Raw genomic sequence first — 13,514 nt, 5'->3', positions numbered from 1 at the left:
TAAACTCAAGCTTTGAAACACCTGAGCATATGAACCAGCTCCGAGAGCTAACTTTGAAAAAAGTCTTCTTGTCAGTTCTTTTAATCTCAATTCCTATTCTGATTTGGAAATTAGATTCAATCATCATGGCTTTTAAAGCCTAATTCTAGCGGAAGGATTTAAAGATATGAGACGTAAAAAGTATTCAAAAGAACGGTTCTATCGCCGTTTGAATGCTAAACAGCAAGTTTCTTATGAGCCAAATTGTTTTGAAAGTTTTATGATTGATTTCGCTAAAGGGCTTGATAAAACTGTTCACGCATTTAAGGACATGGTGAAAGGTACATTTCTAGCTTTAAGTGAAATGTCTAATCAGCAACTAAAAGACCTTGAGCATAAGTTGAAAACTGAAAGAAAGTAAAGATAGGGCAAATAGACTAAATATTTAAACTTCAAGCAAACCACCTTCGGGTGGTATTTTATTGAGCGCAATTTATGAAAAACATTTACCTCTTCAAAGTTGATGATTTTACTTTGAGGATATTTTGATTGACTGATATCAATGCTTTAGATTACATTTAAAACAAATAATATATCTAATATATCCATTATGAAATCTAAAACAAAGAATTCCATTTTTACACCCAAAAGAGTCATCAATGTTGTTGACTCTAGTTAGCTATCAACTTAGTGAGGTGTAAACATGGCTACACAAATTATTTTAAAAAATGTTCAATCTTCGTTAGGAATCATTACGATTAAAGCTGCCATTAAAACAGTTGATGATCTTTTTGATTTGGTAAAAGAGTGTCATCTAAACTACGGGGTAAGTTTACGATTTCTTAAAGAATTTGTATTCTCATATTTCCCGCAGTTAGTGCAACGCTTTTTAAGTCATTTTTTTGATGAGCTTAAAAACACTCTGATAGGTTGGTTGGGAAATTTGTTAAAGCATTTCAAATAACAATCTAAATAAAAAACCCACTTCGGTGGGTTTTTTATTATCAGAAATTTAAGGAGCCTGAATGGCTCTTTTTTATTGAGCACAATTTATGAAAACCATTTACCAACTCAAAATTGGTGACTTTGCGCCAAGCGAATCGACACGCTCATTTACCAAAGAAGGGTATCTGAAATGCGTCAATGTTCGCTTAGCTAAAGCGCCTCAGGTCCGTCAGTACTATGCCTATGAGTTCCCGTCTTTAGAGGGTTATTCAGCAGACCAGATTATTAACATCTATACGCCTGCAGAAGAACTCTTTAAGCCTGAAACGATTGCAAGTTTCAATGGTGTAGATGCTACTGACTATCACCCACCTAAAAATGAAATTAATGCCTCTAACTGGAAGGATTATCACATTGGTTATTGTGAGAACGTCCGGCAGGAAGGCGATTATTTAGTGGGTGATCTACTCATTAAGGACAAGATCAGTATTGACCTTATTCAAAGTAACGAGCGCATTGAGATGTCGCTTGGCTACGGGGCCATGTTAGTTGTTGAGCAAGGTACAGCGCCAGACGGTACGCCGTACCAAGCTAAATTTATCAATTTTAATGGTGATCACATAGCTCTCGTTAAATACGGGCGTTGTGGTGGTGATTGCCGCATCGGTGACGAAAAGCAAACTCCAAAGGGGAAAACAATGGAAGTAAGTGTAAACGGTATTCGTTTTGACATTGGCGATAATAAGCCCTTGGCGGATGCATTAAAGCAGCAACAAGATCAGCTTGAAAACTTGAAGGCTGCAAAACTTAAAGTCGGTGATAAGCAATTTTCTATCGGAGATGAACTAAATGCAGTTCAAGCGGTAGTAGATCAGTTGCATACCGATAAAACTACTCTTGAACAAAAAGTGGGTGATCTGGAAAAGAACCAGATGACGCCTGAAAAGCTTGAACAAGCTGCTGCTGAACGTACCGCTGTGATTGCCGATGCTAAAGCATTGGTGCCAACAGTTAAAACTGAAGGCTGCACATGTGAGCAAATCAAGCGCGATGTAATTGCAGCCAAAGCTGGTGATGCGTTAGTAACAGCTTTAATGGGTAGCGTTGCTGTAGGTGATGCAAAGCCTGAGCAGATCGATACAACTTTCCGCGCATTGTCGGCTGTAAAAGGAACTCATCCATCGAACCCGGTGGCCGATGCTCTGAACCACCAACAAAATATTAATGCTGGTGATGGTAAACCTTCTGGCGGTGGGGAAGAAAAGATCTACAGCAAAGAAGACGCATACAAAACAATCTAAGGGGATGTAAATCATGGTTAAGCAATACGATGCTGCACCCGGCATGAAGTTTCACCTCATTGGACCAGAGGATATTTTATCCCTGCCTGTAGCTGGTGCCAGCTTGGTGAATGATGGTGATGTGGTTGTGCGAAGTACTGACGGAAAGACAGTTTCAGCGGTAATCGGTGCAACTAATACCAAGTTTGGAATTATCGTACGTCACGGCGTAGGTAAATCAGGCAAAACGGCAGATGGAAAAGAAGCCTACAAAGCTACTGATGTAGCACCAGTTATGACCATCGGTTCGATTTACGTGAAGGTCACAGCACCAGTCACTGACATTAATGCAAAGGTTTATGTCAAAACAGCTAACGGTACGACAGCAGCGCCGTTAGGATCTTTATCCCCAACAGCAACAGACGGTATAGAGTTGCCAAACGCTTCTTGGGAAACAATTTCAAATGAACAGGGTTTAGCAGCTGTTCGATTACGTGGGGCATAATAATTATGAGTAAATTGGCAGCAATGAAGCTACGTTTAACACCAGTAGCTCAAATGGTTCAAGCAAATATTGGTGATGCATTTAACCTTGATGCTTTAGCCCAATTATTCGTTAAATTGGAAGAATTTAACGAAATGGATCCTCAGCTTCAGCAAGTGATGGATTACGCTAAATACATTCCTGTTAAACCTGTCAGTGCCGTATATGGTGGAGGAGAAATCCTAAGCCGTAAGAAGGGTGTGGGTTTGGGTAAAGATCATTCAGGAACTGGTAATGATATTCCTTTGGCGGAAGTTGAATATGATACTGTTCAATTGCCAGTGAAGGTCGGCACTATTGGTTATATGTATTCAGTGCTGGAGTTAGAAGCAGCTCAAAAATTAAATTTAGCACTTGAAGCAGATAAAGTAGAGGCAGCTCGTCTTGCTGCAGAAAAACATTTAAGCAACATTGCATGGTATGGCAATGCACTTACAGGGGTTAAGGGTTTCTTAAATCAGACTGGTGTAACCATTGTTACAGCACAACATAACTGGGCTACTGCAACAATTGAAGAAGTTTTAAGTGACTTCAACGCAAGCTTGGCAGATGCTGAAGAGCTTATCGATGGGGATGCATCTGTACAGCCGGATACTTATTTAATGGCATCAAACCAGTATTTACACCTTTCTACCCGTGTAGTTGCTGATTCTGGCGGTAAGACATTCTTAAAATTCATTGAAGAAAACAACATCTTCGCATCACAAGGTAAGCCATTAACGCTTCGTGGTTTAGGTCGATCAAACGGTAAGGGTACAGCTGGAGCTGACCGTTCTATTATTTACCGCCGTGATCCGTCATGCATTCAAATGAAATGTAATGACGTTACTTTCTTGGCTGCTCAACCAGTTGGTGTAGATATCAAAGTGCCTGGTCACTATAAATATCAAGGCGTATGGTTGAAGCGTGTTGATTCTCTCCGTTACTTGGACCACGTATAAGGATTAAAACAGTATGAAATATTCATATATCTATAGCGGCTTACAGGCCGCTTTTGTTTTTTCTGGTATTGCTGTTTTGCCTACTGGTACCCCAACGCTTGTGGATGAAGAATCACACAAGAAGCTTTCTAAAAATAAGTTTGCTAAACATCTTATTGATATCGGTGAGCTCGAAGTTCAGGAAATCCCAGATGATGAGCCTAAAGGTAAGACTGGTGGACGTGGTGGCAAAGGTGGTAAATCAAACGATGCAGCTAGTGAGGCATCTAAGGCAGCAGATGAAGCTGCTTTAGCCGCCGTGAAAGCTGAACTAGCAGCGCTTGAAGTAACGTTCAGTGATGATGAAACACTTGAGCAGCTTCAAGCTAAGTTAGCTCAGGCTAAGGAATAAGGTAGACATATGGACGTACAAACGTTTCGCCAGAAATTCTCTACCGATACGACTTTAGTCAGTTTGCCTGATGCACGGATTCAGGATGCATTAGAAGAAGCAGATCTGGTCGTATCTCAAATTGAGTTTGGCGCATTAAAGGAGCGTGCTGTAGGTCTATATGCAGCGCATATTCTTAAAGTCGGTGCCGCTAGCAGCAATGGTGCCGCTTTTAGTAACGCCTCGAGCATGACAATCGCGGGCCAAAGCGTGAGTTATTCCCGATCATCGAAAGAAGCTTTCTATGATCTCAGCATGTATGGTCAGCGCTACCTTGCCTTAAAAAATTCAATTCCAATTGATGATGAAGGCACAAACCCTAACCGTTTAGGCGTTAGTGCTTTTGTTGTATAGGAGATATCCATGCGTTTTAAATATCAGGCACCCCAAGGTTACAAGCCAACAAAAATTGTTAATGCTGGTCAGAACCTTGAAATCAAAAACGGCGTTTTAGAATCTGATAATGACATTATCCATATTTTAAAGCCCTTAGGTTTTGAACGTTTTGTCGAAGTGGTTGAGCCAAAGAAATCGACGGCCTCTGCTAAAGAGTAATTAAGCTATGAGCGATTATCGTGTTGATAGCCAAGTCAACTTTGATGAGATGAATAATCGCGTTAGGTTTGAAATAAGACGCACGATTAACGCTCTTACTTTGCGCTTACAGCGGATTGTTCAGGAAGATATGTTGAGTGGCCAACGGCTGAACGTACAGTCTGGCCGCTTGCGTGGATCTGTTTCATCTAAAGTGGATGAGGATAAGGATTCGATTGAGGGAACGGTGGGAGCTGGTGGTGCATTGGTACCTTATGCACCTGCACATGAGTTTGGTTTAAATGGTTCTTTGGGAGTTAAAGCACACCTAAGAACAATTAAGCAGGCTTTCGGCCGACCTATATCACCGGTTCAAGTCAATATTAAAGCTCATTCAAGGAATGTACGTTTTAGAGAATTGCGCTTTATGCGTGATTCACTGGACATCGTGGCCAAGATTGTGCCGAAAAATATTGATGCAGCAATTGAGCGGGGTTTAGCAAGTGGATAGCGAAGCAATCTATCAAGCTTTATTTGATCGGTTAAATACAAAGGTGGCAGGACTTATTACAGTCAGTCGCCGTTTACGTCACTTTAACCATGTAACACCAGAACAACGCCCAGCCATGTTTATAACACAGGGCAATCAGCAAGAAGTGCCGGTTCATGGTTTAGATTCAAAAGTTGAACTAAGTGCCGAGGTTTATCTCTATATCCATGAATCGGATACTGCAAAGCCTCCATCATCACAAATGAATATCTTTATTGATCGTGTACGTGAAGCTATCAAGCCAGAACATCCAGAATTTAGCGAATATCAGACCTTAGGTGGTTTGGTAGAGCATTGCTGGATCGAGGGCACAGTAGAAGTATATGAAGCAGTAGAAAACATGCTGGATGATCAGGCGATTGCCATTATCCCTATCCGGATCCTCACAACAAACTAGTAAAACATTCATTTTATGACCGCCTTCTATGGCGGTTTTGTCATTTTAGAGAGGTCAAAATAAATGGCTCAATATTTATTTGGTGCCGGCAAGATCTTTGCTACACCGATCCAAGATGTTTATGGGCAACCGATTGGTAATCCCACTCCAGTTGAGGTGGGTGTACTACAGTCGGTTGGTGTCGATATTAGTTATGACTTAAAAGAGCTTTTCGGTCGTGGACAGTTCGCAGTTGATGCGGCACGTGGTAAAGGTGCCATTAAATGTAAAGCTTCTTTTGGGCGAATTAACGGCACCTTATTAAATTCCATTTTCTTTGGTGGTGTTGTTGCTGAAGGAGGAATCGAGACAGTATCACAAACAATTAATGGTGAAGTTATTCCGGCTGGTGGTTCAGTTACACCAGTTGTTCCTAACAGCGGCACATTCGTAAAGGATCTAGGCGTAACAGATGCAAAGGCAATCCCACTTAAACGTGTAGCTTCAGCGCCAGCAACAGGTCAATACAGTATAGATGCCGCAACTGGTGCTTATACATTTGCTACTGCAGATGCAGGTAAAACGGTATTTATAAGCTTCCGTTATTCAGCAATGGTAGCGGGTGCTAAGACAATCACTGTATCTAACCTAGATATGGGCTATACGCCAGAGTTCGCCGTTGACCTTCAACGTGACTACAAAGGTAAGTTCATGCACATGAATTTCTTCCGTTGTACCAGTAACAAGCTTGGGTTTAGTTCAAAGCAGGACGATTACGACATTCCAGAATTTGAATTCCAGCCGATGGCTGATGATCTCAACCGTGTTTTCAAAATCGATTTATCGGAGTAAGAACAAATGCAATTTAAGCAAGTTGAAAACCCTCGTGGCTCTACAGTTATTGTTGATGGTCAGCCATTTGTTTTTGCTCCATTGTCTCTTGGTGCAGTTGAGAAACTATTGCCGGCACTTCAATCATTCAAGCCCGATGATGTCGGCACAGTAATTGATGTGGCACACAAATCTTTGAAGCGAAATTACCCCGACATTACTCGTGATGATGTTGCAGAGATGCTATTTATGGACCAGCTCACAGAAGTGATGGAAGCTGTAATGTCTGTGTCTGGTCTTAAAGGGAATGATGACAGCGCAGCAGGTGGCTCGGGGGAATAGACTGGGAGGAGCTGTACACGCATTTAGTGCTGACGATGGGTAAAGATTACGACTATGTACGTAATGAAATGGATCTGCCGCGATTAAGAGCATTAAGTGCGTATCAGTATAAGATTCCTCCCGCAAATGTCGGAATTCAAAGGCTCTGCCGTATTATTGAAACTCTCTTTGAAATGGAAGAAAAGCCGTCAGAAGTCACCGTCTCAGATGATGATGAAGACGATATGCTTGAGGTTTTAGAAAGTTTCCCGCAGGGTGGTTAAGGCCGCCCTATTTGCATTATTTGTAAGCGTTGGTTAAAGTTTGTTAATTATGACTTTATAAGGATAAATCTGTGGCTTTAACTAATTGCAAAGAGTGTGGGGCACAAGTTAGCACTCAAGCTAAAAACTGTCCAAGTTGTGGGGCGAAAGTTAAAAAGCGTTCAGTTTTAAAATGGATCTTTTTAGGGTTTGTCATTCTTTTTATTATTGGCATTATTGCTGGTGGGGGTGAAGGATCTTCTTCATCAAATAGCACTAGAGAATTGTCACCTAAAGAAGATGCACTTAAAAATACTGTCTTAGATTATGATTGGGCAAAAGGTGGTTTTGATAGTGTCATGTTAGTTGATTTTAAAATTAAAAATAATAGTAAATATGACATTAAAGATATCACTGTAGAGTGTGAACACTATTCCAATAGTAAAACTAAGATCGACAGCAATAGCCGAGTAATTTATGAGATTGTTAAAGCTGGTGAAACTAAAACAGTCAAACAATTTAATATGGGCTTTATACATTCTCAAGCTGCATCGTCAGGTTGTGGAATAACTGACCTAGTTGTTATTCAGTAAGTATTATGCGTAAAAATTAACCCCGTTCTAACGGGGTTTTTTATTTTAATTTACCTTGCATCGGCAAGGTTTTTTTATGCCTAAGAGGTAGGTATGGCAAATAATAACCGTGTTGAAGTACATGTCGGTGCAAAAACTTCTGAGCTCAAGGAAGGGATGCAAGATGCTGAAAAAATAGTTTCAGATGCTTCCAAGAAAATTGAAAACACTGGAAATAATATCGACTTTAAACTTGATCTATCAAATATGAGATCAGAGTTAAATGGTTTTGCATCTGGCCTTTCAGAGAGATTTAAAACTGTAGGGAACGATATTAAAAGCTCCCTTACCAGTGGTTTATCTCTAGTTAAAGGCGGATTTTTTCTTGGCATTGGGCAGGAAATTGCTAGAAGTGTAGCCGAAGGGGTGGCTGCAATTCCGGATCTAGTTTCCGCCGTAGGTAAGGCGTCTAAGGAGCTAGAAATTCAATCCCGCTTGGCTAATGCGAATACTAACGAATTCCAAGAATGGGCCTTCGCTGCAAAAAAAGTAAATGTCGAGCAGGATAAGCTTTCGGACATCATGAAAGATGTTAACGATAAGTTCGGTGACTTCATGCAAACGGGCGGCGGAGAAATGGCCGACTTCTTTGAAAAGATTGCCCCTAAAGTTGGTGTTACTGCAAAACAGTTTCAAGGATTATCTGGTCCACAGATCCTTGAGAAGTACTACCAGACATTACAAAAGGCAAATGTCTCACAGGCTGAAATGACTTTCTACATGGAAGCCATTGCGAATGATGCGACTTTATTAGCGCCATTATTGGATAACAACGGACAAAAATTAAAAGAGTATGCAAGACAAGCGCATGATTTAGGCGTAATCATGAGTGAGGATGCAATTGCTGCCACTAAAGAATTTAATACAGCATTAGAGACCATCCAAACGACCTTACAAGGCGTTTTAACACGTTTAGCTGCTCAAGCCGCACCAGCATTAACGGATTTAGCAAATCAATTTTTGACATTTGCAGTAGATTCCAAAGATGCCATTGATGATTCCATTAAATCAATTATTGGTATTTTTGAAAGTCTCTTTTCTATTCTGAGTGAACAGTTCACTACCATTGCAGGAATATGGAATGATTTAACGGGAAACATTGGTGACGATGCAAATACACAGATAGGTTTTATGGATGCTATTTCTGTAGCGTTGCGTGCACTGGGTGTTGTAGTTACTGGATTTCAAGTTGGGGTTCAATCGGCTTTTGCAATTATTCGCGCCGTAGTGGTGACAGTTTGTCAGGCCTTAATCATTGCCTTTAATGGTCTTATGGCTGGGTTTGACATGGTTCGCAATACCATTCAATTCGGTTTAGATGTCCTTCAAGTTAAGTTTCAAACTTTTGGTAGTGTCGTTAATAATATTCTTCACTTCAATTTCTCAGGTGCGAAAGCAGCGTGGGAGGGTGGATTATCACAATTAGGTGGGATTACTGAACGATACACGAACCAAATGAAAGGTCGTATGGCTGATCTTAAAAACTCTTGGAATAATGGCGCTTCAACCGCAGCTAATTCGCTTGTCACAGCAGGTAAGAGAATTCTTGATGTAACAACTGCTGGTAATCAAAAGATTACTAATTATGTTTTTAAGGATCCAACCACTCCACTTGGGCCACCCAAGCCACCAAAACTTGCACTTGGCTCTGCACCACCAAGTATTAATAAGGGTATTGGTACAGGTGTAAAAGATGACAAGGGCGGTTCTAAATCGTCTGCAAAATCTAAAGCAGAACAAGAGGCTAAAGAGCGTCAACGACAAGCTGAACAGGCAGCTAAAGCACTTGCTGATATTCGGTATAAATATGCATCTGAAGAAAAGAAAGTTGCTTTAGATCTTCAAAAAGCTCTAGATGAAATTGAAAAATCTAAGATGACTGCTGATGAAAAAGCCGCTGCAAAAGTCAAAGCCGAAAAGGATGCCTCAGACAAGATCATTGCTATCCGTTTAAAAGAGTTTGAGGAATACAAAAAAGCTCGTGAAGAACAGATCGACAATTATCAACAGCAAGCACAGCGCCTTTATGAAATTGAGGCTGCGCGAATCCAAGCCGAATATGATGCCAAGAAAATTTCAAATCTTCGCAAAGTTCAATTAGAGAAGCAGCTAGAAGATCAATTACGTGAAATTAAACGGCAAGGTCTTTTAGAGCGTCTGGCACTTGAGAATGAGCAAACTGGCATTACTGGCAAACAGGGCAATCAAAACCAAATCACAAACAATATTTCTGATTTAGAGTCAGATCAGAAAGTTTCTGACACTAAGTCTATGGGCTTAATTAGTGATGCGGAAATGAAAGACTTTGAGGCTAAGTTCGGCGGATTCACCTCTCGACTTGCAAACCTTTGGGATCAGGGCATTCAATCACTTATGAATGGCACCTTGACTTGGAGTAATGCAACTAAAGCGGTGCTAGCTGATATGGGCGCATTTGCATTGCAATCGGCTACTAAAGAGCTCCAAGGCTGGCTGAGAATCCAAGCTATTAAGTTAGCTCGAAAGCTTGGTTTTGTTGGTGCTGAAACGGCGGCCGAGGCTTCGGGGCAAGCTGCACAAACAGGTGCAACGATTGCGGGTGAAGCAACACGTACCAGTGTTACCGCTGCTGGTGGTTTAGCTCGATTGGGCTTAAAGGCTGCTGAAGCGATCAAAGGCATCATGATGTCTGCATGGGAAGCCATGGCAGGTGCTTTTAAAGCAATGGTTGCCATTCCATACATTGGACCAATCCTCGCCGTAGGTGCCGGTGCTGCTGCATTCGGTTTAGTTGCTGGTTTAGCCGGCAAGATTAAATCTGCTCGAGGCGGTTATGACATTCCATCCGGTGTGAATCCAGTCACACAGCTACATGAAGACGAAATGGTTTTACCTTCACAACATGCAAATACCATTCGTGAAATGGGTAAAGCTATGCGTAGTGGTGCAAGTTTTGGCGCAGCAGCTGCATCTGAAGGCGGAAGTGCTGGAGCGACTATTAATATTAGTGCAATTGATGCGAAGAGTATTCAACGTCTTTTAAAAAATAATGGTCGTGCGGTCGCAAGTGGTTTGCAAAGCTATGCACGTGGATTTGGTAAGAATGGTAAATAAGGAGGTGTAAGTGTCAAACGTATTATTTCCAGAATTACCCGGTCTTGAGTGGGATCTTTCTAAGACTCCTATGTTTAATACCAAAATCATGACATCAATTAATGGCCGTGAACTCAGGGCTAGTTTTCAAGCTATGCCAAAATATGAAATTTCGCTCTCTTACGCTTTCTTAAGAGAAGGTAAGGGGCGAAATGAACTTAAGCAATTGGAAGGCTTTTTCTTGGCTAGAAGAGGGGCCTTTGATTCATTCTTATTTAAGATGCCTCAAGATAATGAGTTTACTTGTAAATATTTAAGCGATGGTTCTACAACCGCTGTCCAGCTTTACAAGCAATTTTATGATACTCCAATGCCGCTTGGTAACACGCAAGCAGTATCTTCGGTCATAGTAAATTTAAATATGTGGAATCAGATCACTACTAAGAATATGTGGAGTGCAACTACATCAAAAAATATGTGGAGTTCTACAACTGCACAAATCACTTCGGATGGTAAGCATATCCTTACGCAACCTGTAGAGGCGGGTATTGAATATCAAGTGAGTGGTATTTTTTATTATCGTTGCCGATTCAAGGGTGATGATCAGGAATATGTGAATTTTATGAACAACCTATGGAAAGCACAAAAAGTTGAGTTCATTGGTTCATTGGGAAATAAGATATGAGACAAGCCTCACCAAAACTAATTGCTTTGCTGGATGCTGAACAGTTCATTATGGCTGATTTGTACACCATTACTACGATTCAAGGCATTGAGTACCGCTATACCAGCTATGACGTCAATTTGACCGTTAGTGGTAAAGAGTTTCGTTCTGATGGACCAAATATAAGCCGTGATGGTGTCAGCCTTTCGCTAGGTATCGAAGTCGATAATTTATCCATCACAATTGAAACTTCTGAGAATTCCAAATTTGGGGATATACCTGTTGTTCAGGCTTTCCATAATGGCGTTTTAGATGGAGCCCGATTTAAATTAGAACGTATATTCATGGATGAGAATACGCCGACTGATACCAGTGCGGGGACAATTGTATTGTTTGAAGGCCGGATTATTGAGCCTGAGTTTGATCGCTATGTAATTAATGCAAGTGTAGTTTCTGATGTTGACAATCTAAAACTTCAAATGCCTAGAAATCTTTATCAGCCGAGTTGTTTGAATACGCTGTTTGATGGTGCTTGCGGGTTATCACGAGATAATTTTTCAGTAACTACTTCAGTGCAAGCAGGTAGTACTACTAATCGTATTTTGTGCAATTTAAGTCAGCCTCAAGGTTGGTTTACCCAAGGCGTTGTGGAGTTCGTCAATACAGGAATTAAGCGAACAGTCAGGTTACATGAGTCTGGTGCGTTGTTATTGACGTTACCGCTTCTGGAAGTGCCGAGTGTAGGGCAAACAATTAAAGTTTATTCTGGTTGCGATAAGCGTCTAGAAACTTGTGTGAACCGTTTTAATAATCGTGCCAGATTTCGCGGTTCACCTTTCGTTCCAATTCCTGAAACATCCGTCTAATACATTAATATTTAACTAAAGCCCTGCCTAAAAACAGGGTTTTTTTTTGGGAAAAAATTATGGCTATTCCTAACAAAGATTTCTTTATTGGCCCTAGTGTTACCGAAGCTTTATTTAAAACCAATCTTGGATTATTGATTGATTTCTTAAAATCGATTGAAGCACAGAGCCCTTCTTTTTCTTCAACTTCATTATTAAGGGGCTCTCGACCCGTTGAAAATACTAGCTATGCTAAGGCCTTGGATACTGGGAAAGTTTGGCGTTGGGAAAAGCCTGTAGGCTCAGCAGACGGTGATTATTGGACCGTTACCAATATAAGTGATTTAGATCGAGCGATTGCTTATGCAGATCAAAAAGCTATTGAGGTTGATGATAACCTTGAAGCTATTTTGGTTAATGAAATGCTTCCTTATATTGATAATGCAGATGACATTGTTAAATCGGAAGCTATCACTGCCGCTGCAATTGATGCGTCAACGAAAGCAGATACAGCTGAAGAAAATGCTAAAAATTATGCGGACAGTGTTGCATCGAATCAAAAAGCTAACGTAAATGCTTTCATTAACTCAAATGTTGATAGAGCTGGTGATGCGATAACCTTATTCAGTAGTGAGCTTTATGGTGAAGTACTCAATAGTACTTTTATACCTTCTGTAAATGTTATTTTGACGACAGTTCCAAATATTGGAAAAGTCATTAAATTTAAGAATATAGAAACATATATTGCTCCTCGCGCTGCACCCGCTGTTTATAGTCAGCACAAATATCAAGCAAAGTTTTCTTTACTTCGGACAATAAACTCTACCGATCCATTAAATGATGCTATTCAATTTGGTATTGAATACTTAAATCATAATAAGGAATCAATTTCCCATACTGTTTTAGAAACATCATCTATCAAAGTTTCAAATGGCGTGGTTACTAAAGCATTTGAATTAGTCCCAGTAAATAATGCTGTTTATATGCGTCCATGGGTGCGAACCTATGGCACTGACAGTGAAACCGCGATTATTTATCTTGGCGTAGATGATGTAACGGCTGAGGTTGGTGCAAAGGAATATGCATATGGCGAGGTAATGGCTTTAGCTGAAGCAGCAGCTAATGACGCGAGCACTAAAGCGAATGCTGCAAAAACTGAGGCTATTAATACCGCTTCTAATGATGCCAGTACAAAAGCAAATGCTGCTAAGTCTGAAGCTATTAGTACAGCAGCTAATGACGCGAGCACTAAAGCGAATGCTGCAAAAACTGAGGCTATTAATACCGCTTCTAATGATGCCAGTACA

At 40.7% G+C, this 13,514-nt stretch carries 17 protein-coding genes and 1 pseudogene; all 18 read left to right on the top strand.

The window, feature by feature from the left end; all coding sequences use genetic code 11:
• The first annotated feature begins 166 nt into the window (after positions 1–166).
• Complete coding sequence (locus ACT53H_RS05060) at positions 167–400, top strand: hypothetical protein (protein WP_159137731.1); 234 nt, start codon at positions 167–169, stop codon at positions 398–400.
• A gap of 282 nt (positions 401–682) precedes the next feature.
• A complete protein-coding gene (locus ACT53H_RS05055) occupies positions 683–943 on the top strand; it encodes a hypothetical protein (protein WP_159137730.1) in 261 nt (86 codons plus the stop codon).
• Between the two features lie 88 nt (positions 944–1,031).
• Positions 1,032–2,225, top strand: coding sequence for a DUF2213 domain-containing protein (locus tag ACT53H_RS05050; RefSeq protein WP_476008776.1), 1,194 nt, complete (start codon positions 1,032–1,034; stop codon positions 2,223–2,225).
• Positions 2,226–2,238: 13 nt separating this feature from the next.
• Positions 2,239–2,709, top strand: coding sequence for a structural cement protein Gp24 (locus ACT53H_RS05045; RefSeq protein WP_476008775.1), 471 nt, complete (start codon positions 2,239–2,241; stop codon positions 2,707–2,709).
• A 5-nt stretch (positions 2,710–2,714) separates the two neighbouring features.
• On the top strand, positions 2,715–3,689 hold the full coding sequence (locus ACT53H_RS05040) for a DUF2184 domain-containing protein (RefSeq protein WP_476008774.1): 975 nt from the start codon (positions 2,715–2,717) through the stop codon (positions 3,687–3,689).
• A gap of 13 nt (positions 3,690–3,702) precedes the next feature.
• The gene (locus ACT53H_RS05035; RefSeq protein WP_476008773.1) at positions 3,703–4,080 is read left to right on the top strand and encodes a hypothetical protein; all 378 of its coding nucleotides are present in this window, start codon (positions 3,703–3,705) and stop codon (positions 4,078–4,080) included.
• 9 nt (positions 4,081–4,089) lie between these two features.
• Positions 4,090–4,473: a DUF4054 domain-containing protein gene (locus tag ACT53H_RS05030; protein ID WP_476008772.1), complete on the top strand. Its 384-nt coding sequence runs from the start codon at positions 4,090–4,092 to the stop codon at positions 4,471–4,473.
• Positions 4,474–4,482: 9 nt separating this feature from the next.
• Positions 4,483–4,674 carry a hypothetical protein gene (locus ACT53H_RS05025; RefSeq protein WP_476008771.1) on the top strand — a complete coding sequence of 64 codons (192 nt, stop codon included), beginning with the start codon at positions 4,483–4,485 and terminating at the stop codon, positions 4,672–4,674.
• A gap of 7 nt (positions 4,675–4,681) precedes the next feature.
• Positions 4,682–5,164 carry a hypothetical protein gene (locus ACT53H_RS05020; RefSeq protein ID WP_476008770.1) on the top strand — a complete coding sequence of 161 codons (483 nt, stop codon included), beginning with the start codon at positions 4,682–4,684 and terminating at the stop codon, positions 5,162–5,164.
• Positions 5,157–5,600, top strand: coding sequence for a hypothetical protein (locus ACT53H_RS05015; protein ID WP_159137722.1), 444 nt, complete (start codon positions 5,157–5,159; stop codon positions 5,598–5,600). The genes ACT53H_RS05020 and ACT53H_RS05015 overlap by 8 nt, the downstream gene beginning before the upstream one ends.
• A gap of 63 nt (positions 5,601–5,663) precedes the next feature.
• The gene (locus ACT53H_RS05010) at positions 5,664–6,431 is read left to right on the top strand and encodes a hypothetical protein (protein WP_159137721.1); all 768 of its coding nucleotides are present in this window, start codon (positions 5,664–5,666) and stop codon (positions 6,429–6,431) included.
• Between the two features lie 6 nt (positions 6,432–6,437).
• Positions 6,438–6,752: a hypothetical protein gene (locus tag ACT53H_RS05005; RefSeq protein WP_246891351.1), complete on the top strand. Its 315-nt coding sequence runs from the start codon at positions 6,438–6,440 to the stop codon at positions 6,750–6,752.
• A gap of 35 nt (positions 6,753–6,787) precedes the next feature.
• The gene (locus ACT53H_RS05000) at positions 6,788–7,015 is read left to right on the top strand and encodes a hypothetical protein (RefSeq protein ID WP_476008769.1); all 228 of its coding nucleotides are present in this window, start codon (positions 6,788–6,790) and stop codon (positions 7,013–7,015) included.
• 71 nt (positions 7,016–7,086) lie between these two features.
• On the top strand, positions 7,087–7,587 hold the full coding sequence (locus ACT53H_RS04995) for a zinc ribbon domain-containing protein (protein WP_476008768.1): 501 nt from the start codon (positions 7,087–7,089) through the stop codon (positions 7,585–7,587).
• A gap of 93 nt (positions 7,588–7,680) precedes the next feature.
• Positions 7,681–10,719, top strand: coding sequence for a phage tail protein (locus ACT53H_RS04990; RefSeq protein WP_476008767.1), 3,039 nt, complete (start codon positions 7,681–7,683; stop codon positions 10,717–10,719).
• A gap of 10 nt (positions 10,720–10,729) precedes the next feature.
• A complete protein-coding gene (locus ACT53H_RS04985) occupies positions 10,730–11,383 on the top strand; it encodes a DUF2460 domain-containing protein (RefSeq protein ID WP_476008766.1) in 654 nt (217 codons plus the stop codon).
• Positions 11,380–12,228: a DUF2163 domain-containing protein gene (locus ACT53H_RS04980; protein WP_476008765.1), complete on the top strand. Its 849-nt coding sequence runs from the start codon at positions 11,380–11,382 to the stop codon at positions 12,226–12,228. The genes ACT53H_RS04985 and ACT53H_RS04980 overlap by 4 nt, the downstream gene beginning before the upstream one ends.
• Before the next feature lie 59 nt (positions 12,229–12,287).
• Positions 12,288–13,514 (top strand): annotated as a pseudogene (locus ACT53H_RS04975) (hypothetical protein); the annotation flags it as partial.

Source organism: Acinetobacter sp. DMC2, from assembly GCF_056314305.1.
Note: the sequence above shows the minus strand (reverse complement) of the source record. Positions and strands in the feature narration are given on the sequence as shown.

Excerpts from the sequence above, each read along its gene's own strand:
- ACT53H_RS05060 (WP_159137731.1), top strand. The coding sequence starts at position 167 with ATGAGACGTAAAAAGTATTCAAAAGAACGGTTCTATCGCCGTTTGAAT.
- ACT53H_RS05055 (WP_159137730.1), top strand. The coding sequence starts at position 683 with ATGGCTACACAAATTATTTTAAAAAATGTTCAATCTTCGTTAGGAATC.
- ACT53H_RS05050 (WP_476008776.1), top strand. The coding sequence starts at position 1,032 with ATGAAAACCATTTACCAACTCAAAATTGGTGACTTTGCGCCAAGCGAA.
- ACT53H_RS05045 (WP_476008775.1), top strand. The coding sequence starts at position 2,239 with ATGGTTAAGCAATACGATGCTGCACCCGGCATGAAGTTTCACCTCATT.
- ACT53H_RS05040 (WP_476008774.1), top strand. The coding sequence starts at position 2,715 with ATGAGTAAATTGGCAGCAATGAAGCTACGTTTAACACCAGTAGCTCAA.
- ACT53H_RS05035 (WP_476008773.1), top strand. The coding sequence starts at position 3,703 with ATGAAATATTCATATATCTATAGCGGCTTACAGGCCGCTTTTGTTTTT.
- ACT53H_RS05030 (WP_476008772.1), top strand. The coding sequence starts at position 4,090 with ATGGACGTACAAACGTTTCGCCAGAAATTCTCTACCGATACGACTTTA.
- ACT53H_RS05025 (WP_476008771.1), top strand. The coding sequence starts at position 4,483 with ATGCGTTTTAAATATCAGGCACCCCAAGGTTACAAGCCAACAAAAATT.
- ACT53H_RS05020 (WP_476008770.1), top strand. The coding sequence starts at position 4,682 with ATGAGCGATTATCGTGTTGATAGCCAAGTCAACTTTGATGAGATGAAT.
- ACT53H_RS05010 (WP_159137721.1), top strand. The coding sequence starts at position 5,664 with ATGGCTCAATATTTATTTGGTGCCGGCAAGATCTTTGCTACACCGATC.
- ACT53H_RS05005 (WP_246891351.1), top strand. The coding sequence starts at position 6,438 with ATGCAATTTAAGCAAGTTGAAAACCCTCGTGGCTCTACAGTTATTGTT.
- ACT53H_RS05000 (WP_476008769.1), top strand. The coding sequence starts at position 6,788 with ATGGGTAAAGATTACGACTATGTACGTAATGAAATGGATCTGCCGCGA.
- ACT53H_RS04990 (WP_476008767.1), top strand. The coding sequence starts at position 7,681 with ATGGCAAATAATAACCGTGTTGAAGTACATGTCGGTGCAAAAACTTCT.
- ACT53H_RS04980 (WP_476008765.1), top strand. The coding sequence starts at position 11,380 with ATGAGACAAGCCTCACCAAAACTAATTGCTTTGCTGGATGCTGAACAG.